Source organism: uncultured Butyricimonas sp. (assembly GCF_959596855.1).
In the GTDB taxonomy this organism is placed as follows: Bacteria; Bacteroidota; Bacteroidia; order Bacteroidales; family Marinifilaceae; genus Butyricimonas; species Butyricimonas muris.
The window spans coordinates 1-22,617 of sequence record NZ_CAUFYA010000041.1 but is presented as its reverse complement, the minus strand read 5'-3'; the positions used below and the strand labels follow the sequence as shown (position 1 = coordinate 22,617).

The window sequence follows — 22,617 nt, the reverse complement described above, 5'->3', positions numbered from 1 at the left end:
CGTGTTCCATTTCTTTACGGGAGGCTTTTTCACGTGGTTAGAATTACCCGGAGAAATACGGGCTGTACGAGCTTTGCGGGCTTGCAGGGTGGCTTGTATTTATAGAATTTTTGCAGGAATTGTTTCGGGTTTTGGTGTATCCCGGTTATGTATCGGTACTTGTGTTCCTTGGGGCATACTACTTGTACAATTCTTTACCCGGGGGAGAATTACCGCGAGGGGTAAAGTTTGACTTTGATGTCTGTCCCAAACGCGAGGGAGTGTCTTCTGCCCGTGTGTGTTAAAAAAGCATATTTAATACAAAAACGTGGGCTAAGAGTGGGCTAAGTGTAGGCTAAGAGTGGGCGATATCGCCTAAAAGTCACCCTAAAGTCATAAGATAGCCGTTAAATAGTATAGCTTAACCTTAGATTTAGGATAGGTGGCGTGTTATTATGTATTGGTGAAAATTCCGTGAGAGTGTTGAGTGAATTCCATGTTCTTGTCTTTTGTCGGGAAAATATTATTTCGTAATTTGCGACGTTAATTTTAAAAGCAAAAAAACACATGAAGAAAATTAGAGCAGCCATTGTCGGGTATGGCAATATCGGTCACTACGTGCTGGACGCACTGGAGGCGGCCCCCGACTTTGAAGTGGCAGGAGTGGTACGTCGGGATGCAGCGAATGTCCCGGCGGAGTTGAAGGACTATTTGGTCGTGTCGGATATTGCTCAAGTCAAAGATGTTGATGTGGCAATCTTGTGTACCCCTACTCGTGGCGTGGAGGAATACGCTTCCCGAATTTTAGCCATGGGAATCAACACGGTGGATAGTTTCGATATTCACACGGAAATTACCGGATTACATAAACGTTTGGGTGAGGTTGCCCGGAAACACGGGAAAGTTGCTGTTATTTCAGCCGGCTGGGACCCGGGAAGCGACTCCGTGGTACGTGCCTTGTTGGAGGCTTGTGCCCCGAAAGGGATTACATATACAAATTTCGGTCCGGGCATGAGCATGGGACATACCGTTGCCGTGAAAGCTGTGAAAGGTGTAAAAGCCGCTCTTTCGATGACTATTCCAGTGGGAACGGGTATTCATCGTCGTATGGTGTATATCGAATTGGAGGATGGATACGATTTCAAGACCGTGGCGGAAGCTATCAAGACCGATCCTTATTTCGTGCATGACGAAACACACGTGATGCAGGTGGAGAGCGTGGATAACCTGAAAGATATGGGGCATGGCGTGAATCTTACCCGCAAAGGCGTATCCGGCAAGACTCAGAACCAGTTGTTCGAATTTGATATGAAAATCAATAATCCGGCACTGACGGGACAAATACTCGTGGCTACCGCCCGCGCTTCCATGAAGCAACAACCGGGATGCTACACGCTGATAGAGATTCCGGTGATTGATATGTTGTATGGCGATCGGACGGAGTTGATCAGGCATCTGGTGTAAACTTTATATTAGTGACTTCTTTGTCTGGGATAGGTGGTGAAGTTGCCATTAATCAAACAGTAGCAAGATTAACCTTGCTACTGTTTGATTAACAATTTATTTTTGTCGCATAAAACCGTAACGATTATTTAGGACTGATTATACTCTTTTTATGTGGGATTACTTAACTTCTCCACCACCTGCGGTACCGGTTCCCCATTCTGAAATAGTTGCACTTGGGGTAATCCCTGTGCCTTTAAAGGTTAAAGTGATCGTATATCCTTTTCCTGCTTCAAATTTATCTTCGTCTGTTCCTGCAATTATAATGTCTTGTTCGGAATATCCGTCGGCAGACACAATAAGTGTGATTGAGGGCATATCTGGTTGTAACATTATTTTTTGAGTTGCTGCAGAAGCCGTTTTGGTAGCAGTTCCGTTTTCTATAGGTTTAATCGTTGATATCGCTGTATTCCACCCTGATAATCTTCCATCTGCTAAGGCTAAATTAAACTTTGTGTTGGCTTCTTTTATTGTTACCGAAACATTTGTGATATCTGTATTTGTTGAAGCCGTTTCTCTTGCTATTGCAAAATTGAATTGTGTAAGTAAATGGTTGAAAGTTATTTTGTCAATTTTAGATGTTTTATTACCGGAAACCGGAACGGCGTAAATTACATCTTCTTCCCCAGTAATTTTTATACTCGCAACTCCATCTGTAATACTTGTTGCAGCAGGATAAAAACCTACGATATTTGCGTTACTTCCATCTGCGGGATAGTATTGAGTGGTACTAAATGTGATTCCACCTGTGTTTTGGGCAATTGAACCTATTAGAGAAATGGTGGATATTGTTGTCCAATCTGCGGTTGTTCCATCAATTCGAGCGAATTGTACACCATTATCTATCCCAGTTGCTTGAGTTACTTCCGCACGAGCTAAGGCTTTAACTCCTGCATTCAATTTTATCTCCACCGGAGCGTTCGGGTCAATCTCGTCCTCTGAAGTTGTAGTACAACTTGTCATAGCTGCTATGGCAAGTAAAGAGAAAATCATTTTTTTCATATCTTGAAGTTTTAATTTTGCTTCTGCAAATGTGAGTTGTTTTTGGAAAGGGGGATGAGTAATATGTAAAAAACAAATTCTATTTACTTTTTCGCTATCGTTTTGTATGAATTTTAAATTTTGTACGTATTCGTAATTTTCAGGAGTATTCTACGTATCGCTGTTTCCACTGCTTGGGGGTAATACCTTCGTTGAGTTTGAAGGAGGAGATAAAAGAGGAAAGCGAGTTGAAACCAACCAGAGAGGCTACCTCTTGAATTTGCATTTCGGGATGTTCGATGAATAGAATGGTCGCTTTCTGGATACGGTATTTATTGACGAATTGGTAGAAACTAAAACCGAATTCGTTATTGATGAGATTCGAGATATAAGTACGGTTTGTCCCGAGAAGCGCGGCAACGTCGTTTATGGTGAGATTCCCGTTCGTGTATATTTCTTTCTCGTCGAAAAGATGAACGAGTTCGTCTTTCATCTTCTCTCTTTTCATCCCTAAGTTCTTCAGGTATTTTTCGGGAAGAGGGGGAAAAACGGGTGATATTTCGTCCTCTTGTTCTATTGTCAATTCATCCGGACAGTTTTTTACTTCACACGGGGGAAGCAGCTCTTCCTTGACTTGCGCGTGTTGAGGGGTATAGCATATATACGGTTCGTTAAGGGCGTGGATGAAAAGGTAGGACACGAAACAGATAAAACTAAGATGAACAAGGTAATTGCTCCATACCGCTTGGGTAAAAGACGTACAAAGCATGATTACGGCATAGAGAATAGCCAAGGGGATGGCATGATTCAGCCAGCGGAGGTCTATATTTTCTTTGGAAGAATAGTTTTCTTCCATGGTTTGAACGTGTTCCCGTTTTAATTTGAGGATACGCAAGGTGTAAACGGTAATCATGGAAGCCTGAATCGTCAGACAGATATATCGAAAAATGGAAAAGAGAGAGTTTTTATCATAGAACTCCCGTTGAAAAAGGCTCTCTTTCTCTTCAAGAGGGAAAAGTAACAGGCCTGCGACAAGCATGACGATACCCGGCATGAAATGTAACCAGATTTTCTCCGGGGCTATTTTTTCCGGTTTCGTGAGTTTCCGGAAATAAAAGAAATACATGGGGATCAAGAATAAATGGATCGTGATATCAAAACCGGGCAAGAAGAACTCGTTTGTTCGGTACGCGTGTATATCTTGAATCATGTCGGGGATGAAAAGCAAGCCGGAGAATGTGAGCACGACTCCCAGTACCCGCCGGGGGTGCATTCCGGCTTCTTCACTATACGCGGCTCCCTTTAAGATCAGTAACGTGATACCGCAGAACAGGGGTATAACAAAAGAGAGGACGTATGAAAAATACATCCAGAATGTTGCCGAAAATAGACTATCATTCATCATGTCGCACAATGTTGTCGATTTACCTTCTTTGACGTGGCAAATATAATACAAATTGTGTCTATTTCGAGGGCGTTTGAGCGTTTGGAATGTTAATTAACAAAAGGGATTAAAATTGATTCTTTAAAAATTGACATCCTGCCGTAAACTTTGTACTTTCGTCCCATCTATATTAGAATCAGGTTTCATGAATGATGAAAAACTAAAAGAAGAAGTTCGCAAGGCTTGCGAAATCTTACGAAACGGTGGGGTAATTCTTTACCCGACGGACACGATATGGGGTATCGGCTGTGACGCGACGAACGAGGACGCCGTGAAAAAGGTGTACGAGTTGAAGCACCGGGAAGACTCCAAGGCCATGTTGGTTTTGTTGGATGATGTCGGGAAATTGGCTTCTTACGTGACGGTACCGGATATCGCTTACGATTTATTGGAGGTGAACGACAAACCGATGACGGTTATTTACCCGGGTGCGAAGAATATGGCAAAGAATCTGATTGCGACGGATGGAACAATCGGCATCCGGATCACCTCGGAGGCTTTCACGAAAGCGTTGCTTTACCGTTTCCATAGACCCATCGTGTCAACTTCCGCGAACATCAGTGGTGAGCCTTCCCCGAAGTGTTTTGCCGAGATCAGCGATGCCGTGAAAGCGGCAGTGGATCACGTGGTGGATTACCGTCAGGGAGAAACCGCTAATCCCGCCCCTTCCAGTATCATCAAGCTGGGCGCGGGCGGAGAAATCCAAATCATCAGAAAATAATAACCTGAATTTTGGAAGTTGTGGATGGCATTCATTTTCAATTTTCAATTTTCAATTTTCAATTTTCAATTTTCAATTGTTTTATGGCTTTAATTTTAAATATCGATACCTCCACGGATATTTGCTCCGTGGCAATAGCCCGGGAGGGGAAGGTGATCGCATTGAAAGAGAATAACGAGGGTTTCAATCATTCTACTTTATTAGGCGTGTATGCGGATGATTTGCTGAAGGAAAACGGTTTGACCGCGAATGATTTGGATGCGGTTGCCGTGAGTATGGGACCCGGTTCATACACGGGGTTGCGTATAGGAGTTTCTTTAGCCAAGGGAATTTGTTTCGGTGCGGGCAAGCCCTTGATAGCCGTGAGTACCTTGGAAGCTCTGGCGAATGCCGTTGCCGCAAGGAAAGGCGAAGGCGGGTATTATTGCCCGATGATTGATGCTCGTCGCATGGAAGTGTACACGGCGGTTTTTGATCGGGAGGGGATTACCGTGAGGGATATTCATGCCGAAGTAATAGAGGAGGGTGCGTTTGCCGATTTGTTGGATGGGCATAAGATGTTTTTCTTCGGGAACGGGAGTGATAAGGTAAAGGAGGTTATACGCCACCCGAATGCTGAATTTATTCCGGGAGTAGAAACTTCCGCGGCTAATATGACACTGCTTGCCGAACGGAAATTCGAGGCGGGAGATTTTGAGGATGTGGCTTATTTTGAGCCTTTTTATTTGAAGGATTTCGTGGCTACCGTGCCGAAGCGAAAAGTTTTGTGATAAAAATTATTTGTGATGAATATAAAATTACTGAACCCGTCGCATTGGACGGATTACGAGTTGATAGATAGTGGTGCTTTCGAGAAATTGGAACGTTTCGGACGTTACGTGATTGCACGACCGGAGCCGCAGGCTATATGGAATAAATCGCTTTCCGACGAGGAATGGCATCAACGGGCGGATGCTTATTTCAAGAAAGACAAGAAGAACGAGGATCGGGGAGAGTGGGTTTGCAAACCGAAAATGTTACAGCAGTGGTTCGTGAACTACCGGTACGGGGATATGGCTCTCCGGATGCGCTTGGGGTTGACTTCTTTCAAGCACGTGGGGATATTCCCGGAACAGGCGGAGAACTGGGATTTTATATTCGAGCAAGTGAAACGGATCGGCACGGGGGCGAAAGTGCTGAACTTGTTTGCTTACACGGGAGGGGCTACTTTAGCTGCGAAGAGCGCAGGGGCGGATGTTACTCACGTCGATTCGGTGAAACCCGTGGTGTCTTGGGCGCGGGAAAACATGGAAGCTTCCGGTTTGGACGGGGTACGTTGGATCGTGGAGGATGCTTTGAAATTCGTGCATCGGGAAGTGCGGCGAGGGAAAAAATATAACGGGATTATTCTTGATCCGCCTGCCTATGGACGCGGTGCGAATGGCGAGAAATGGGTACTCGAGGAGAATATAAACGAATTGATAACCCTTTGTGGTCAGTTGTTGGAACCGACGAACAGCTTTTTGGTGTTGAATTTATACTCTATGGGACTGTCAGCCTTATTAGCCCGAAGCGTGGTGCGTCAGTTGGTCGGGGAATGTCGTGGCGAACAATTCGGTGAATTGTATTTTACCGATTCATTTGAAAAAGCATTACCGTTGGGGGTGTATTATAGATTATGGCGTTAATAAGAAGAAGTTATGACACAAAAAGAAGCTGTACAATTATTTGAAGCGAGAAAAGTCTGTACCGTTTGAGATAGCGAACAGGAGAAATGGTATTTTTCTATCGTGGATGTAGTTGATATTTTAACAGAAAGTACTGATGGGCGTAAGTATTGGAATAAATTAAAACAACGTCTTAAAGAAGAAGGAAATGAAACGGTGACAAATTGTCACCAGTTGAAGTTAAAGGCTACAGACGGGAAAATGCGAATGACTGATGTTGCAGATACTGAACAACTATTCCGGTTAATTCAATCCATTCCTTCCCCTAAAGCAGAACCGTTTAAATTGTGGATGGCGCAAGTTGCCAAGGAACGTTTAGACCAATTACAGGATCCTGAACTGTCGATCGAGCAAGCCATGCTGGATTACAAACGATTGGGATATTCTGACAATTGGATAAATCAACGTTTGAAAAGTATTGAGGTACGCAAAGAACTCACCGACGAATGGAAACACCGGGGGGTAAAAGAAGGGCAACAATTTGCGACGCTGACGGATATCATAACACAAGCTTGGGCTGGAATGACAACCAGAGAATACAAGCAGTTTAAAGGACTGAAGAAAGAAAATCTCCGGGATAATATGACTAATATGGAGTTGATCTTGAATATGCTTGCCGAAGCCACGACAACTGAAATCTCGAAAGAAAGAAAACCGGAATCCTTTGAAGAAAGTCAACGGGTTGCTCAACAAGGGGGGACGAATAGCGGGTAATACCCGGAAAGAAATCGAAGCCCAAACAGGTAAGAATATAATTTCTCCATTAAACGCTAAGGAGCATTTGCAGCTTGATGATTCGGGAGAAAAGAAAAATGATCATCAAGAAACACCGGAACTTGAATAAGAATAAAAAAATCACTTGCTCGAGAATCATCTATCGTCTTAACTTTATATCTTTGGAATCCGCGATTTAAAATAGTAAATCTAAAATTTTTAGATTTATGCTGATTTTCTTATCTTTGCACCCTCAATGAAAAATATTAAATCTAAAAAATAATACTAGATGGCAACTACCGCTGATTTTAGAAATGGATTATGCATCGTTTTCAAAGACGATTTATACAGAATTGTACAGTTTCAACACGTGAAGCCCGGTAAAGGACCCGCTTTCGTGAGAACTAAAATGCAAAATATCAAGACCGGTCGTACGCTTGAGAATACGTTCACTTCCGGGGTAAAAATTGATGTTGTGCGTATCGAAAGACGCCCGTATCAATTCCTGTACATGGAAGGTGAAGACTATATTATGATGCATACCGAAACTTACGAGCAAATTCCAATCGCTAAAGATCTGATCAACGCTCCTCAATTCTTGAAAGAAGGCGATGCTGTTGAAATGGTTGTACATGCTGACACGGAAACTCCCTTGTATGTAGAATTGATGCCGACAGTTGTTCTCGAGGTAACTTACACGGAGCCGGGATTGAAAGGCGACACCGCTTCTTCTACGGCATTAAAAGCTGCCGAGGTTGAAACTGGGGCAAGAGTAATGGTTCCTCTCTTCATTAATACCGGTGAGAAAATCCGTATCAAAACAGAGGACGGAACATACGTGGAACGCGTGAGAGAATAAAAGAAATTGACGATTTTTGATTTATGATTTAAGATTCATGAAGAATGGAATCATAAATTGTAAATCATAAATCGTAAATGAATTAGATTTCAATCTCTCCATTCGCTTCGGCTTGGAGTTTTTGGATAACCTTTTCGGCGGAGTTTTGCTCCGCTTCTTTTTTGGATGCTCCCACGCCTCGTGCCATGATAGTTTCGCCGATAGTAATCGTGCAGATGAATTTCGAGCGACGGGCGTTTCCTTCCAGTGTGTCGATTTTAAGGTCTGCTTTTTGTTTCTGTGCCCATTCGATAAGGCGGCTCTTGTAATTCTTATCGACGTAAACGAGGTCTTCCAAATTCACGTAATGAGGGAAAATATAATTCTCGATAAATGCTTTTGTCTTATCGTAACCTTGGTCGAGATAGATTGCCCCGGTGAAAGCCTCGAATACATCCCCGTAGATGTGTTTGTTTTTGGAAATATCCGATTTGGCGATAACCTCTTCGCTCAATCCCATTTTGATAGCGATGATGTTTAACGATTCCCTGCTCACGATCTTGGAACGCAAGCGGGTCATGAAACCTTCATCTTTGTTGGGGAAGAATTTATATAGAATTTCAGCGACAATAGCTCCCAGAACGGCGTCTCCCAGAAATTCCAATCGCTCGTAATTCAGGACAGCTCCGCTTTTCGTGTATCTTGATGCCGATTTATGCAGCAATGCCAAGGTGTATAAGCCTCTATTGCCGGGTATAAAACCCCATTCTGTAATAGACAATCCATAAAACTTTTCTTTCCGATGAAGATAAAGTTTTATGGATTGAATTATTTTACTAATCACTTTCCAAATGTTTTTAGTTAGTGATTATTTTTTAAACACTACGCAAGCATTGTGACCTCCGAAACCGAAAGTGTTACTAATGGCTACATTGATTTTTCTTTCCTGAGCCTTATTGAACGTGAAATTCAGCTTCGGATCCAGTTCCGGATCGAGATTGCTGAAATTAATGGTAGGGGGTACAATGTCGTTTTTCACAGCCAGGACACAAGCGATTGCCTCCAAGGCACCGGCGGCGCCTAATAAATGTCCTGTCATTGATTTGGTAGAACTGATGTTCAACTCGTAAGCGTGTTCTCCAAATGCTCTCTGAATGGCCTTAGGTTCTGCCACATCTCCTAACCCGGTTGACGTCCCGTGCACGTTAATATAATCAACGTCTCGCGTGGTAAGTCCGGCATCTTCTACGGCGAGCAACATCACGTCACCGGCACCTTCTCCGTTCGGATCGGGAGCCGTCATGTGATAGGCATCACAGTTTGAAGCACCGCCGGCGAGTTCGGCGTAGATATGGGCACCTCTTTTAACAGCATGTTCGTACTCTTCCACGATCAGGCAAGCACCACCCTCGCCAATCACGAAACCGTCACGCTCCGCGTCGAAAGGACGGGAAGCCGTTTTCGGGTCGTCATTGCGAGTAGACAAAGCCTTCATGGAATTGAAACCGCCTACTCCCGGGGGGGTAATGGCTGCTTCCGATCCACCGGCAATGATCACGTCTGCTTTTCCTAACCGGATAAGATTTAATGCATCTACTAACGAGTGTGCGGATGAAGCACAGGCTGATACGGTCGTGTAGTTCGGGCCTTTCAGACCTTCTTCTATAGCGATCATAGCTCCGCCCATGTTAGCAATCATCTTGGGTATAAAGAATGGGTTGAATCTGGGTGTGCCGTCTCCCAATGCAAATGTTTTACATTCTTCGTAGAATGTATCCAATCCCCCGATACCTGCTCCCCAGATTACTCCGATTCTCTTTCTGTCCTCTTGCGAGAAATCGAGTCCGGCATCTTTCACAGCCTCTCTGGAACAAATCAGAGCGAATTGGCTGTAAAGATCCATTTTACGGACTTCCTTCTTATCGAAGTATTCCGTGGGCTCGTAGTTTTTAACTTCGCAAGCGAATTGCGTGCGAAATTTAGATGCATCAAAACGAGTAATAGGACCGGCGCCACTGACGCCAGCTTTCAAGTTTTCCCAAAATTCAGCCACATTGTGACCTAAAGGGTTGATAGTACCAAGACCAGTTATTACTACTCGTTTGAGGTTCATAAAATCAATATTAAATTATTGAGCGTTAGCTTCAACGTATGCAATCGCGTCACCCACGGTAGCGATTTTCTCGGCTTGATCGTCCGGAATAGTAATATTGAATTCTTTTTCCAATTCCATGATCAACTCTACTGTATCCAAAGAGTCAGCGCCTAAATCATTTGTAAAAGTTGCACCCGGTGTAACTTCTGATTCGTCAACTCCTAATTTATCAACGATGATAGCTTTAACTCTGTTTTGAATGTCAGACATAACATTAAATTTTAATTAGACATTTTTTAAATTCACACTAACGTCTATAACAGACGTCATAACTCTCTAAGTTCGGGCGCAAAGTTAGAGAATTTATTTTTCCTAGAAAATTTTTTGGCATGAATAAACTCTTGCTTATCTTTATGCGTTTGATATTTAATAGATTACAAGATGAAAAAAGTTGCAATATTTGCCTCTGGATCAGGTTCTAACGCCGAAAACATCATTAATTATTTCGAAAACGACACCGAAAATGTCGTGAAAATCGTGTTTTGTAACAAACCGAACGCGTACGTTTTGGAACGGGCGAAACGATTGGGGGTTCCTTCCTTCGTGTTTAACCGGGATGAATTTTATCATTCCGACTTAGTAATAAACGAGTTGAGGCGTCTGGAGATCGATTTTATCGTGTTGGCGGGCTTCATGTGGAAGGTCCCGGACGCTATTATCGAGGCTTATCCCGACCGGATCGTCAACATCCATCCGGCGCTTTTACCCTCTTACGGCGGTAAGGGAATGTACGGCATGCACGTGCACGATGCCGTCATCGCGGCGGGAGAAAAAGAAAGCGGCATCACGATCCACTACGTGAACGGTCACTATGACGAGGGGGCTGCCCTGTTTCAAGCAAAATGTACCATCACCCCTGAAGATACCCCCGATACCTTGGCGGAAAAAGTACACGCCTTGGAATATGAACATTTTCCGCGAGTGATAAAAGAAGTGTTGGAAAAACTCTAAAGAGTCTTTCTAATTTTAAATTTTAGATTTTAAATTTTAAATTGAATAATTGCCGATTGTGGAATTTAATGTTTGTCAATCGTGTAATTCATTTTCAATTTTCAACTTTCAATTTTCAATTATGATGAGGAGATTTACCGTATTACTGGGATTATTATTTATTGGCTTCATCCTGCAAGCTCAAGAAGCGAGATTATTAAGGTTTCCGCATAGCGTGGGGAACAAGTTGGTATTTTCATACGCGGGCGATCTTTATATCGTGTCAGCCGAGGGTGGTACAGCACGTCGGTTGACGTCCCACGTGGGGTACGAGATGTTTCCCCGGATATCCCCGGACGGGAAATACATCGCTTTCACGGGACAGTATGACGGCAACACGGAAGTATTCGTGATCCCGGTAGAAGGAGGTGAGCCTCGTCGATTGACTTACACGGCTACGCTGGGGCGGGACGATTTGGGTGACCGCATGGGGCCCAATAATATCGTCATCGGGTGGACTCCCGACAGTAAGCGTATTCTCTATCGTTCCCGGAGATATACTTTCAATGACTTCACGGGACAATTATTCACGGTACCTGTCGAGGGCGGAATGTCTGAAGAGGTGCCTTTGAAAAACGGTGGTTTCGCCTCTTATTCTCCCGACGGGAAAAAACTGGCGTACAACTATATCATGCGAGAATTTCGCGCGTGGAAGCGTTATCAAGGCGGTATGGCTGATGACATACGGGTGTTTGATTTCGCTACCAAGAAATCCGAAAAGATAACCGATAACGCGCGACAGGATATCATCCCCATGTGGTCGCCCGACGGGACTACGATTTATTATATATCCGACCGGGACAACGTGATGAATCTTTACGCTTACAACGTGAGCACGAAAGAGGATAAACAACTTACCTCCTACAAGGAATATGATATAAAATTCCCGGCAATCGGGGATAAACGTATTGTTTACGAGCAGGGCGGTTACATCTATGCTTATGACTTGCAGACGGGAAAAGAGGCTAAAATCACGATCCGTGTAGATAACGATCAGGTATATTCCCGTCCGAAACTGACGGATGTCAGCGGACAGATTACCACCGTGGCGACTTCTCCCGGTGGGGAACGGATGGTCGTTGCCGCTCATGGCGATATTTTTTCGCTGCCTGCCAAAACAGGAATCACCTATAACCTTACCAACTCGTCGGACGCGAATGATATGCAGGCAGGCTGGTCTCCCGACGGGAAATATATCAGCTACGTGTCCGATAAAGACGGGGAATTTAATATTTATCTCCGGGATGCCGCCACGGGTAAGGAACGGAAATTAATTAAAGGATTGAAAAGCTATATCTTTAACTACAAATGGTCGCCCGACTCCAAGAAAATCATGTGGAGCGAGAAAGGGAATACCTTGAATATCTCCGACGTGGAAAGCGGCAAGCGTGAGATCGTGGAGCAATCGGGTATCCGTTCGATGACTTCTTACAATTGGTCGCCGGATAGCAAATACATCACTTACGTGCGTCCGGAAGCCGCCATGGATAATATTATTGTTTATAACGTGGCAAATGGTGAAAAGCATCAAATCACGGACGGCTGGTTCGGTTCAAGTTCACCCAACTTCAGTGACGACGGCAAATACCTCGTGTTCGTGTCGGCACGTGCCTTTTCGCCCACGTACAGCCGTACGGAATGGAATCACGTGTACAACGACATGAATAAAGTGTACGTGTTGCCGTTGGCAAAAAACGCCCCGGTGCCTTTTGCCCCGAAAAATGATGTCGTTCCGGTAGAAACGGGAACAAACGTCAAAGATAAAAAGACCGAAGAAGCATTGGTTTACGATTTCTCGAACTTGAACAACCGCCTTGTCGAATTGCCTGTGCTTGCCTCCAATCATTATAATAACGTCCATATGCTCGGTAACCGGGTATATTACAACCGGGGCGGTCGAACCATGTACTTTGACATGGGTAGCAAGCGTGAATCCGACTTGGGTGGGTACGTGGAATTTTCTCCCGGTTACAAGAAGGCAATCGCGTTCTCCGGTTCCTCGTTCCAAGTGCTGGATATTCCCGTCCTGTCCGCCGGGGTGAGTTCTCCGGTACCGACCAAAGACGTGAAAAAAGTAATCGACTACCATCAGGAATGGATGCAGATATACAACGAGAGTTGGCGACAAATGCGTGATTTCTTCTATGCCAAGAATATGCATGGGGTAGATTGGGAGCACGTGTATGAAAAATACAAGGTATTGGTACCTTACGTCAACCACCGCACGGATTTGACTTATATCATAGGAGAGATGATCGCCGAGTTGAACGTGGGACACGCTTATTCCGTCAACGGGCGGATTCCTGCCCCGGAGAGAATCAAAATGGGATTACTGGGAGCCAAGTTCAAGAAAGACAAATCCGGCTATTTTCAAGTGACCAAGATTATCGAAGGAGCCAACTGGAATGAAGCAACCCGTTCCCCGTTGACGATGCCGGGCGTGGATGTAAAAGAAGGGGAATATATCTTGGCTATCAACGGGAAATCGTTGAAGGACGTCGATAACCTGTTTTCCGAACTGGTCGACATGGCAGGTAAAACCGTTTCCCTGAAGGTAAACTCCGCTCCCGACGAGAAAGACGCCCGGGAAGTGCTGGTCACCCCGCTTGCCGACGAATCGAAATTATACTACTATAATTGGGTACAAAACAATATCCGCAAGGTGGCAGAAGCAACCAACGGCGAAGTGGGTTACATCCATATCCCGGACATGGGCGTTGACGGGTTAAACGAGTTCGTGAAGCATTACTACCCGCAGTTGAACAAGAAAGCCTTGATTATCGACGACCGCGGGAACGGGGGTGGTAATGTATCTCCTATGATTACCGAGCGGCTGATGCGTACCCCGACATTCTATACCATGCACACGAACCAAACCCAAGGCGCCGTGAATCCCGTGGGTACCTTCCTCGGTCCAAAAGTCTTACTGGTAAACGAATATTCGGCCTCTGACGGTGACTTGTTCCCCTATCGTTTCAAGTACAACAAACTGGGTACCGTCGTGGGACGCCGCACGTGGGGCGGAGTTGTCGGGTATAGCGGCTCCATTCGTGTCGTGGACGGCGGTTCAATCGTCACCCCCTCGTATGCCCCGTATGCCGCTGACGGCAGCGAGTTTATCATCGAGGGTAGGGGTGTATCTCCCGACGTGGACGTGGAAAACGATCCTTACTTGGAATACATGGGTGATGACGAGCAATTAAACCGGGCCATCCGAATCATACTCGAAAAACTGAAAACCGGGAAAAAAGAAATCCCGGCTATTCCCGCCTTCCCGGATAAGTCCGGGAAGAAAAAGTAGGATAAAAGGCTATTTATGTAGCCGTATACCTCGAATTTGCAACCAACTTGGATTTATTTCGTAATTTTGTAGCGTAAATTGAAAGAGAAATGAGTACAAAAGAGGTTGAGTGGGACGGAATACCCGTCCCGAGGCGATATTGGGCAATCTTGGCGATTGCCATGGGAATCACGGTGTCCGTGTTGGACGGTACGATTGCCAACGTGGCGTTACCGTCGATTGCCGGGGATTTGGATGCCACGCCGTCAATGTCGATCTGGATCGTGAACGCGTACCAGTTGGCGATAGTCGTGTCCTTGCTCTCGCTCTCATCCTTGGGGGATATCTGGGGATACAAGCGGGTATATATTGCCGGCTTGCTGATATTCAGCGTGACCTCGCTGGCGTGCGCTCTTTCTACTTCTTTGACGCAACTGACCGTTGCCCGCGTCTTCCAAGGATTCGGGGCTGCCGCGTTGGCGAGTGTCAACACGACTCTGATTCGTATTATCTATCCCCGTCGCTTCTTGGGGCGGGGATTGGGCATAAACGCCTTGGTCGTTGCCGTGTCGGCAGCCGGGGGACCGACCATTGCCGCCGGAATCCTTTCCATTGCCTCGTGGCCGTGGTTATTCGCGATCAACGTACCGATCGTGATCGTGGCATTGATTTTGTCGTGCAAGTTTCTTCCGTCCAATCCGGTGAAGGACTCGGGACGCACGTTCGACTGGAAGAGCGGTATCATGAATGCACTGACCTTCGGGTTGCTGATTTTCTCTATCGAGGGATTCACCCACGATATGAACTGGAAAGTGTTGCTCCCGATGATCGCGGCGGTATTCGTGATCGGTTATTTTTTCGTGCGGCGGCAGTTGTCGCAAACTTATCCTTTGCTGCCTGTCGATTTGTTGCGTATCCCGATATTCTCGCTTTCGGTCGGTACTTCCATTTGTTCGTTTGTTGCCCAGATGCTGGCAATGGTATCTCTGCCCTTCTTCTTGCAGCACACGCTGGGAAAGAGCGAGGTCGCTACCGGAATATTGCTTACCCCTTGGCCCTTGGCCACCATGATAGCGGCTCCTTTGGCGGGAAAACTGATCGAACGGGTTCATGCCGGGCTATTGGGCGGAATCGGTTTGTCGATATTCGCGGGAGGCTTGTTCTTGTTGGCAGTTTTGGCGGATAAAGTCTCCGGGGTGGGAATCGCCTTGTTTATGGCGATGTGCGGTTTTGGTTTCGGGCTGTTCCAAACCCCCAACAACAGTATATTAATATCCTCCGCGCCGCAAAACCGGAGTGGCAGTGCCAGCGGTATGCTGGGGATGTCCCGTCTGACAGGGCAGACCACGGGAGCCTCCCTCGTGGCGTTGATGTTTGTCATGTTTCCCGTCGACGGAACTTATGCTTCCTTGTATCTTGCCGGAATATTTGCCTTCGTTGCCGCGGTGGTAAGTTTCATGCGGGTATCTTTGCCCGAACCGGAATTGTTGCGGGGAAAAGCCAAGAAAAAAAGTTAACGGGATAGTTTGGACTTCTATTTTGCTTACATTTGTGGCATGTTATAGTGGACTGCAATGAATGGAGTTGATGTATGAATAATGCAAAAAGGATTTGGAGAGCGATTGTTTTTCTGGGAATAATATTTGTCGGGATAACCCCGCGGGCGCATGGACAGGAACGCGACAGTACGGTCGGTTTGTCTTCGCGTAAGTTCGTTCATGGAGTGAAAGCGGAGGTGCGTCCGGAGTATATTTTTCAGACACATTCTTTTTTAGAAGGTGATAATCCGGAGGGGAAATTGATCCGGGGTGCTTTCTCGTACCATTTGAAATATTTTCTCCGTTACCGTCCGGGAAGTGTTGCCGCCCGTGCTTATGGTGACGTTTATCAAGGAATAGGTTTCGGGTATTATACCTTCGGGGAACCTCGCTTATTGGGTGACCCGTTAGCATTCTATCTGTTTCAAGGGGCTCGTGTTGCCCGCTTCTCGCCCCGGGTGTCTTTTCATTACGAGTGGAATCTGGGTTTGTCCGCGGGGTGGAAGACTTTCAACACGTACGACAATCCCTATAATAAAATCATAGGTTCGAAGGTGAATGCCTATATTAATGCTAATTTTTATTTGCGTTGGCAATTATCGCCGGGTGTGAGTCTGACTTCGGGCATTACCGTGTCACACTTCTCCAATGGTAATACCGCGATCCCCAATGCGGGACTGAACACGATCGGCGGGAATTTCGGGGTGGAATGTAATTTCCATCGGAAAGATGACTTGAAGCCGTTGCAAGCGAATGATGCTTCCTCTTGCCGCCCCTTTCGCCGTCATGTAAGCTATGATTTTGTATTTTTCGGTTCGTGGCATAGTCAGGGAATCAAGACTGCCGACGGACTTTCGCCTTCTCCCGAATCTTACCCGGTGTTCGGGTTTAATTTTACCCCTATGTATAACGCGGGGTATAAACTGCGATTTGGCATGTCGCTTGACGGCACGTATGACGGGGGTGCGAACCTTTACACGGAGTATGACGTGTACGGGCAGATAGATAAGTCGCAGATTGTCAGACCGCCTCTTGGCGAGCAGTTCGCGTTGGGAATTTCCGGACGCGTGGAGTACGTGATGCCTTTCTTCACCGTGGGAATCGGGTTGGGGACTAATTTTATCGGGAAAGGAGATTTGAGCATGTTCTACCAGATGCTCACGTTGAAAATCGCGATGTCTCAAACTTCGTTTCTGCACGTGGGATACAATCTTCGGGATTTTCATGATCCTAACTTCTTGATGCTGGGTATCGGTTTCCGGCTTAATAGTAAATCTTTCGCTTTTTAATATCTTGATTTAATGCTGTTTTCACGACAAGGAACTACCTAAGACAGTTCTGAATAGAGTATGAATAGGGTATCAATTCCGGTGCAATTCCGCTTGTAAAGTTTTTAGTAAGCTTTTAGTAAGCTATTAAAACGCTATTGTAATATAGGGTTTTAATAGCGTTTTAATAGGGAACTAATAGCGTTTTACATGGAAATAATACGGGAGTGATGCACTATTGAAGTGTGAATAGTGCTTGTAATCAGTGTGTAATGGAAAGATCTTCCTTTCTTGTTCTCATCGTTTCTCAGAGGTTTGGTTAGAAACACTCGGAAAAAGTAACTTGTTTTAACGAGTACGTGTTGTTATATTCATTATATTTGTTCCTGTGATATTTGAAGAAAATGCAAAGAATCTTATTGCTTAGGTTCAATGTATTGAGGGATTGTCTTATATTTTTTAAGAGGAGTTTTTATGCCATTTACTCATTTTCACGTGCATTCGCAGTATTCGATTTTGGACGGGGCGGCGAGTGTTCCGGGATTGATAGATAAAGCCATTGCTGACGGGATGCCGGCGATCTCACTGACCGACCACGGGAATATGTTCGGGGTGAAGTTATTTTACGATTTGTGCAGGAAGAAAGGAATCAAACCGGTACTGGGTGTCGAGGCTTACGTGGCACGGGTGTCGTTGTATAGCAAGGAGAAACCGGTGGACCGTTCGGGGGAACACTTGATTATTCTGGCGAAGAACCTGCAAGGGTACAAGAATCTGGTGAAACTGTGTTCCGTGGCGTTCGTGGACGGGTATTATTACCGCCCGCGTATTGATAAGGCTCTTCTGGAAAAGCACCACGAGGGGTTGATTATTTCATCCGCTTGCTTGGGAGGGGAGATTTGCCAGAAGATTATGGCGGGAGATATCGAGGGGGCTGATAAAGCGGCCTTGTGGTACAAGAATTTGGTGGGGGAGGATTATTATCTGGAGGTGATGCGTCACCCGGCAGAATCGGCGAAAGAGAGGGCGGAGGTGTACGATAATCAGGTGAGGTGTAATGCCGAGATTCTGAAGATGGGCGAAAGGTTGGGCATCAAGGTGATCGCCACGAATGACGTGCATTTCTTGAACGAGCAGGATGCCGAGGCGCACGATTTGTTGATTTGTTTGAATACCCGGAAGGATATTGATGATCCGAACCGGATGAGATATACCCGTCACGAGTGGTTCAAGACCACGGCGGAGATGCAGGCTTTGTTTCATGATATCCCGCAAGTGTTGGAGAACACGCAGGAGATCGTGGACAAAGTGGAGGAGTATAAGTTGGATTCCGACCCGTTGATGCCGGTATTCCCGATTCCCCCGGAGTTAGGAACCGAGGAGGAGTACCGTGAGAAGTTCTCGGCGCAGGACCTTTTTGACGAGTTTACCCGTAACGAGAAGGGCGAAGTCGTTTTGTCGCAGGAAGAGGCGGAGAAGAAAGTGAAGAAATTGGGTGGGATAGATCGTTTGTACCGTATCAAACTGGAGGCGGATTACTTGAAGGTGTTGGCGATGAAGGGAGCCAAAAAGCGTTACGGGGAGGAGATTCCGCCGGATATCATGGAGCGTTTGATTTTCGAGTTGCATATCATGAAAACCATGGGTTTCCCGGGTTACTTCCTGATCGTGCAGGACTTTATACAGGCGGCTCGTGATATGGGGGTGATAGTGGGACCGGGACGTGGTTCGGCGGCGGGGAGTGCCGTGGCGTATAGTTTGGGTATCACGAATATCGACCCGGTGAAGTACGATTTGCTGTTCGAGCGTTTCTTGAACCCGGATCGTATTTCATTGCCTGATATCGACGTTGACTTCGATGACGACGGTCGGCAACGGGTGTTGGAGTGGGTGACACAGAAGTACGGGGAAGATAAAGTAGCGCATATCGTTACTTTCGGTAGTATGGCCGCCAAGATGGCGATCAAGGACGTGGCGCGGGTGTTGAAGCTCGACTTGTCGGAGGCGAACCGTCTGGCGAAGATGGTTCCGGAGGCGCCGAAAATGACATTGAAGAAGGCGTACAAGGAGAATCCCGATCTGGAGAAAGAGAAAGATTCACCCAACCCGTTGGTGGCGAAGACAATTCGGTTGGCGGAGATTTTGGAAGGCTCCGTGCGGCAAACGGGGGTGCACGCTTGTGGTATTTTGATTAGTCGTGACCCGTTGACGGATCATATTCCGATTATGAACACGGAGGGAGAGAGTCTGAAAACGACGCAGTATGACGGGCATTTCGTGGAACCGATCGGGTTGATTAAGATGGACTTTTTGGGGTTGCGTACCCTTTCTATTATAAAGACGTGTTTGGATAATATCAAGAAGTCCAGACATATGACGATAGACGTGGATGCCATTTCGCTGGAAGATCCCGAAACATTCGCTTTGTTTTCGCGAGGAGATACTACCGGTCTGTTCCAGTTTGAGTCGCCGGGTATGAAGAAGCACTTGCGTGCCTTGAAGCCGAACCGTTTCGAGGATTTGGTGGCGATGAATGCCTTGTATCGCCCGGGGCCGATGGAGTATATCCCCGATTTTATTAAGCGTAAGCACGGGGAAGCTCCGATCGAGTACGACCACCCGATGATGGAACCTTACTTGAAGGACACGTACGGGATTACGGTGTATCAGGAGCAGGTGATGTTGCAGTCCCGTGCTCTCGGTAATTTTACCCGAGGTATGTCGGATACTTTGCGTAAGGCGATGGGTAAGAAACAGATCGACACGATGAATGCTTTGAAGGCGCAATTCCTTGACGGGTGTAACGCTAATCCCGAGTTCGTGAAAGGCGCGAAGGAGGTGGGCAAGGAGGTCAAACCGCTGGTGGAGAAGATATGGGGTGACTGGGAGGCTTTCGCTTCTTACGCGTTCAACAAGTCGCACTCGGTTTGCTACGCTTATATCGCTTACCAGACGGGATTTTTGAAAGCGCACTACCCGTCGGAGTTTATGGCTGCCAACTTGAGTTGTAACCTGTCGGATATCACGAAGGTGACGATTTTTATGGACGAGTGCAAGCGCATGGGATTAAAGGTGTTGGCGCCGGACGTGAACGAGTCGGACAATGATTTCACGGTGAACCATAACGGGGATATCCGTTTCGGTATGGCGGCAATCAAAGGCGTGGGACTGGCAGCCGTGGATTCGATTATCGAGGAGCGGACGAAAGGAGGCGAGTTTAAGGATTTGTTCGATTTCTTCGAGCGGGTGGATTACCGGACGGTGAACAAGAAGACGCTTGAAAACTTGATTACAGCCGGGGGATTGGACAGTTTCGGGTTGGATCGGTCACAGTATTTTTATATGCCGGACGGTCACACGACTTTTCTGGAAAATCTGGTGAATTTCGGGCAAAAGAAGCAACAGGATAGCATGTTGATGCAGGCGACGTTGTTCGGGGGAATGGACGAGTACGACGTGAAGAAACCGACCATCCCGTTGTGCGAGCCGTGGACGGACGTGGAAAAGGCGCGTAAGGAGAAGGAATTGATAGGTATATACCTAACTTCTCATCCCTTGGATTCGTATAAGTTGGAGATAAACGCGATTTGCACGCCGCTGGATAGTTTGACGGATTTGTCGCCGTTCAAGGACAGGGACGTGACGATAGCGGGCATTATCGTGAATATGCGGATAGGGAAAACGAAGAAAGGGAATGATTTCGGGATACTGACGATCGAGGATTTTGGCGGAACTTTCGAGTTGCCGTTTTTCGGGGAGGATTTTATCAAGTTCAGAAACTATTTTATCATGGAAACGGCAGTATATATAAAAGGCAGGGTACAGGTGAAGAAGTGGGGCGGAGCCGGGGAGCTGACGTTTAACGTGGTGAGCATGGATTTGCTGAGCGTAATTAGCGAGAATCTGATTCGCTCGATCACTTTGCAGGTGGACGTGGAGAAGTTGACGCACGAGATCGTGACAGAGTTACACAATCAGTTCGTGAACGAGCAGGGAGATTTGCCATTAAGTTTTGTGTTGTATGATAATTCAGGGCATCGGGTGAAGATGTTTTCAAGGACTTGTAAGATAGGACGTTCAAGAGAATTGTACGAATATTTCGAGAATAATGATGCTATTAAAATGAAAATTAATTAATTTCGCCGTGTCGAAGCGTTGGATTTTACGCGAGTATTCTCCAACGCTTTTAGCATGAAAATATTATTATAAACTTTAAAGATAGAAGTATGGCTATTGCAGTTAATGATTCAAATTTCGAGGAAGTTGTGCTGAAAGCAGAGGTTCCCGTGTTAGTAGATTTCTGGGCAGAATGGTGTGGACCATGTAAAATGATGTTGCCTATCGTTGAGGAAATCTCTAAAGAGTTCGAGGGTAAAATAGTAGTTGCTAAGGTGAACGTGGACGAAAGTTCAGCTTCTGCTAAATATGGTATCCGTAACATCCCGACAATTCTTTTCTTTAAGGGTGGTCAGGTTGCAGACAAGCAAGTTGGTGCAGTACCTAAAGCTACATTGGTGGACAAAATCAATAAATTGCTTTAATGAGATATTAAAACCGCTGAAAGGCGGTTTTTTTATTGGAGATTTATGATTTACGATTTATGATCTTGGTGGATTGTTACTTATAGGGTTGTTTTTAATAAAGTATATATCCTGCGATTCCTGCCAAAACGATCATGAGGATCGGGTCCATTTTGAATTTGAAGGTGGCAAGGAAAGCTATGGCGAAGATGATATAGCTTTTGTAGTCTACGAAGTTTTGTTTGTTCATGAGTAACAGGGCAGCGGCACCGATCAGACCGAGAACGGTGGTTTTCAGTCCTGTCATTGCCCAGTCGACGTATTTGTTTTGCCGGAATATGAAGAAGAATTTGGAGATGGTGATCATGATGAATAACGACGGCAGGCTGACCGCAATCGTGCATATTGCCGAACCCCAGATGCTTCCCGTTGCGGTGTAGCCGATGTATGTGGCGGTATTGAAGGCGATAGGACCCGGTGTGCTTTGGGATATGGCAACGATGTCCGTGAAGTCCGCGACACTGATCCATTGGTGTGTTTCTACCACGTCGTGTTGTATCAGGGACAGCATGGCATAGCCTCCCCCGAAACCGAACAGGCCGATTTTGAAGAAGGTGATGAATAGGCTGATATATAGTTCTAGGTTTTCCATGTAATCAGTTCGTAAGGTTCATAAAGTTTATAAGGTTTGTAAAGTTTTTCATTTTTTCTTTATAAATTTTCCGTACGCGATGCCTCCCGCGATGGCGGCGATGATGATATATATGGGCGATACTCCTGTTTGCCACACGATAAGGGCGGCAAGGGTAGGGATGATGACGGTTTTGCGGGTGATTCCGGCAGATTTTCCCATTTGGTAGAGAGGTGCGGCGATGAGGGCTACCACGGCGGGACGTATTCCCTTGAATACTCTTTCTACACCGGGGTTATCCTTGAAGTCTGTAAAGATCATGGCAATGAGCAGGATCACGATAAAGGAG

Annotated in this window: 18 protein-coding genes and 1 pseudogene; 12 read left to right on the top strand and 7 right to left on the bottom strand. The window is 46.0% G+C overall.

Going from position 1 to position 22,617, the window contains the following annotated elements:
• The first annotated feature begins 546 nt into the window (after nucleotides 1-546).
• On the top strand, nucleotides 547-1,443 hold the full coding sequence (locus tag Q5866_RS15840) for a diaminopimelate dehydrogenase (RefSeq protein ID WP_303181257.1): 897 nt from the start codon (nucleotides 547-549) through the stop codon (nucleotides 1,441-1,443).
• Between the two features lie 159 nt (nucleotides 1,444-1,602).
• On the opposite strand, the gene Q5866_RS15835 is transcribed toward Q5866_RS15840, so the two are convergent.
• The gene (locus tag Q5866_RS15835; protein WP_303181256.1) at nucleotides 1,603-2,484 is read right to left on the bottom strand and encodes a fimbrillin family protein; all 882 of its coding nucleotides are present in this window, start codon (nucleotides 2,482-2,484) and stop codon (nucleotides 1,603-1,605) included.
• Nucleotides 2,485-2,623: 139 nt separating this feature from the next.
• Nucleotides 2,624-3,868, bottom strand: a complete 1,245-nt coding sequence (locus tag Q5866_RS15830) for a helix-turn-helix domain-containing protein (protein ID WP_303181254.1) — start codon at nucleotides 3,866-3,868, stop codon at nucleotides 2,624-2,626.
• 184 nt (nucleotides 3,869-4,052) lie between these two features.
• On the opposite strand from Q5866_RS15830, the gene Q5866_RS15825 reads away from it, so the two are divergent.
• The 5 genes and pseudogenes from Q5866_RS15825 to efp all read left to right on the top strand — a co-directional run bounded on the left by Q5866_RS15825 (nucleotide 4,053) and on the right by efp (nucleotide 7,907).
• Nucleotides 4,053-4,628 (top strand): L-threonylcarbamoyladenylate synthase, encoded by a 576-nt coding sequence (locus Q5866_RS15825; protein ID WP_099291519.1) that lies wholly within the window; start codon nucleotides 4,053-4,055, stop codon nucleotides 4,626-4,628.
• An 83-nt stretch (nucleotides 4,629-4,711) separates the two neighbouring features.
• Nucleotides 4,712-5,398 (top strand): tRNA (adenosine(37)-N6)-threonylcarbamoyltransferase complex dimerization subunit type 1 TsaB, encoded by a 687-nt coding sequence (gene tsaB, locus Q5866_RS15820; protein WP_227216551.1) that lies wholly within the window; start codon nucleotides 4,712-4,714, stop codon nucleotides 5,396-5,398.
• Nucleotides 5,399-5,413: 15 nt separating this feature from the next.
• On the top strand, nucleotides 5,414-6,295 hold the full coding sequence (locus Q5866_RS15815; protein ID WP_099291520.1) for a class I SAM-dependent methyltransferase: 882 nt from the start codon (nucleotides 5,414-5,416) through the stop codon (nucleotides 6,293-6,295).
• A gap of 12 nt (nucleotides 6,296-6,307) precedes the next feature.
• Nucleotides 6,308-7,178: pseudogene (locus tag Q5866_RS15810) on the top strand (Bro-N domain-containing protein).
• A 159-nt stretch (nucleotides 7,179-7,337) separates the two neighbouring features.
• Nucleotides 7,338-7,907 (top strand): elongation factor P, encoded by a 570-nt coding sequence (efp, locus tag Q5866_RS15805; RefSeq protein ID WP_303181251.1) that lies wholly within the window; start codon nucleotides 7,338-7,340, stop codon nucleotides 7,905-7,907.
• An 82-nt stretch (nucleotides 7,908-7,989) separates the two neighbouring features.
• Here efp and rnc read toward each other — a convergent pair whose 3' ends face one another.
• Genes rnc through Q5866_RS15790 form a run of 3 tightly spaced genes read right to left on the bottom strand, consistent with a single transcriptional unit; the run spans nucleotide 7,990 to nucleotide 10,251 of the window.
• Nucleotides 7,990-8,730 carry a ribonuclease III gene (gene rnc, locus Q5866_RS15800; protein ID WP_227216553.1) on the bottom strand — a complete coding sequence of 247 codons (741 nt, stop codon included), beginning with the start codon at nucleotides 8,728-8,730 and terminating at the stop codon, nucleotides 7,990-7,992.
• Nucleotides 8,731-8,754: 24 nt separating this feature from the next.
• Nucleotides 8,755-9,999, bottom strand: coding sequence for a beta-ketoacyl-ACP synthase II (gene fabF / locus Q5866_RS15795; RefSeq protein ID WP_303181249.1), 1,245 nt, complete (start codon nucleotides 9,997-9,999; stop codon nucleotides 8,755-8,757).
• Between the two features lie 15 nt (nucleotides 10,000-10,014).
• Complete coding sequence (locus tag Q5866_RS15790) at nucleotides 10,015-10,251, bottom strand: acyl carrier protein (RefSeq protein WP_018337766.1); 237 nt, start codon at nucleotides 10,249-10,251, stop codon at nucleotides 10,015-10,017.
• 171 nt (nucleotides 10,252-10,422) lie between these two features.
• Here Q5866_RS15790 and purN point away from each other — a divergent pair, with 171 nt between their 5' ends.
• From purN to trxA, 6 genes are all read left to right on the top strand, one after another.
• A complete protein-coding gene (gene purN, locus Q5866_RS15785) occupies nucleotides 10,423-10,992 on the top strand; it encodes a phosphoribosylglycinamide formyltransferase (protein WP_099291524.1) in 570 nt (189 codons plus the stop codon).
• Between the two features lie 124 nt (nucleotides 10,993-11,116).
• Entirely contained in the window at nucleotides 11,117-14,332 is a 3,216-nt protein-coding gene (locus Q5866_RS15780; RefSeq protein ID WP_303181279.1) for a S41 family peptidase, read from the top strand.
• Nucleotides 14,333-14,421: 89 nt separating this feature from the next.
• Entirely contained in the window at nucleotides 14,422-15,828 is a 1,407-nt protein-coding gene (locus tag Q5866_RS15775; RefSeq protein ID WP_303181247.1) for an MFS transporter, read from the top strand.
• Nucleotides 15,829-15,902: 74 nt separating this feature from the next.
• Complete coding sequence (locus Q5866_RS15770; protein ID WP_303181245.1) at nucleotides 15,903-17,138, top strand: acyloxyacyl hydrolase; 1,236 nt, start codon at nucleotides 15,903-15,905, stop codon at nucleotides 17,136-17,138.
• Nucleotides 17,139-17,591: 453 nt separating this feature from the next.
• Complete coding sequence (dnaE, locus tag Q5866_RS15765) at nucleotides 17,592-21,254, top strand: DNA polymerase III subunit alpha (RefSeq protein ID WP_186976043.1); 3,663 nt, start codon at nucleotides 17,592-17,594, stop codon at nucleotides 21,252-21,254.
• Between the two features lie 89 nt (nucleotides 21,255-21,343).
• Nucleotides 21,344-21,658 (top strand): thioredoxin, encoded by a 315-nt coding sequence (gene trxA, locus Q5866_RS15760; protein WP_099291530.1) that lies wholly within the window; start codon nucleotides 21,344-21,346, stop codon nucleotides 21,656-21,658.
• Between the two features lie 94 nt (nucleotides 21,659-21,752).
• On the opposite strand, the gene Q5866_RS15755 is transcribed toward trxA, so the two are convergent.
• Both Q5866_RS15755 and Q5866_RS15750 read right to left on the bottom strand, forming a co-directional pair.
• Nucleotides 21,753-22,289, bottom strand: a complete 537-nt coding sequence (locus tag Q5866_RS15755) for a chromate transporter (RefSeq protein ID WP_186976042.1) — start codon at nucleotides 22,287-22,289, stop codon at nucleotides 21,753-21,755.
• Nucleotides 22,290-22,337: 48 nt separating this feature from the next.
• The coding region (locus Q5866_RS15750) for a chromate transporter (protein ID WP_303181242.1) at nucleotides 22,338-22,617 on the bottom strand (280 nt) is incomplete at its 5' end.

Coding starts and splice junctions, on each gene's coding strand:
- Q5866_RS15840 (WP_303181257.1), top strand. CDS start 547: ATGAAGAAAATTAGAGCAGCCATTGTCGGGTATGGCAATATCGGTCAC.
- Q5866_RS15835 (WP_303181256.1), bottom strand. CDS start 2,484: ATGAAAAAAATGATTTTCTCTTTACTTGCCATAGCAGCTATGACAAGT.
- Q5866_RS15830 (WP_303181254.1), bottom strand. CDS start 3,868: ATGATGAATGATAGTCTATTTTCGGCAACATTCTGGATGTATTTTTCA.
- Q5866_RS15825 (WP_099291519.1), top strand. CDS start 4,053: ATGAATGATGAAAAACTAAAAGAAGAAGTTCGCAAGGCTTGCGAAATC.
- tsaB (WP_227216551.1), top strand. CDS start 4,712: ATGGCTTTAATTTTAAATATCGATACCTCCACGGATATTTGCTCCGTG.
- Q5866_RS15815 (WP_099291520.1), top strand. CDS start 5,414: ATGAATATAAAATTACTGAACCCGTCGCATTGGACGGATTACGAGTTG.
- efp (WP_303181251.1), top strand. CDS start 7,338: ATGGCAACTACCGCTGATTTTAGAAATGGATTATGCATCGTTTTCAAA.
- fabF (WP_303181249.1), bottom strand. CDS start 9,999: ATGAACCTCAAACGAGTAGTAATAACTGGTCTTGGTACTATCAACCCT.
- Q5866_RS15790 (WP_018337766.1), bottom strand. CDS start 10,251: ATGTCTGACATTCAAAACAGAGTTAAAGCTATCATCGTTGATAAATTA.
- purN (WP_099291524.1), top strand. CDS start 10,423: ATGAAAAAAGTTGCAATATTTGCCTCTGGATCAGGTTCTAACGCCGAA.
- Q5866_RS15780 (WP_303181279.1), top strand. CDS start 11,117: ATGAGGAGATTTACCGTATTACTGGGATTATTATTTATTGGCTTCATC.
- Q5866_RS15775 (WP_303181247.1), top strand. CDS start 14,422: ATGAGTACAAAAGAGGTTGAGTGGGACGGAATACCCGTCCCGAGGCGA.
- Q5866_RS15770 (WP_303181245.1), top strand. CDS start 15,903: ATGAATAATGCAAAAAGGATTTGGAGAGCGATTGTTTTTCTGGGAATA.
- dnaE (WP_186976043.1), top strand. CDS start 17,592: ATGCCATTTACTCATTTTCACGTGCATTCGCAGTATTCGATTTTGGAC.
- trxA (WP_099291530.1), top strand. CDS start 21,344: ATGGCTATTGCAGTTAATGATTCAAATTTCGAGGAAGTTGTGCTGAAA.
- Q5866_RS15755 (WP_186976042.1), bottom strand. CDS start 22,289: ATGGAAAACCTAGAACTATATATCAGCCTATTCATCACCTTCTTCAAA.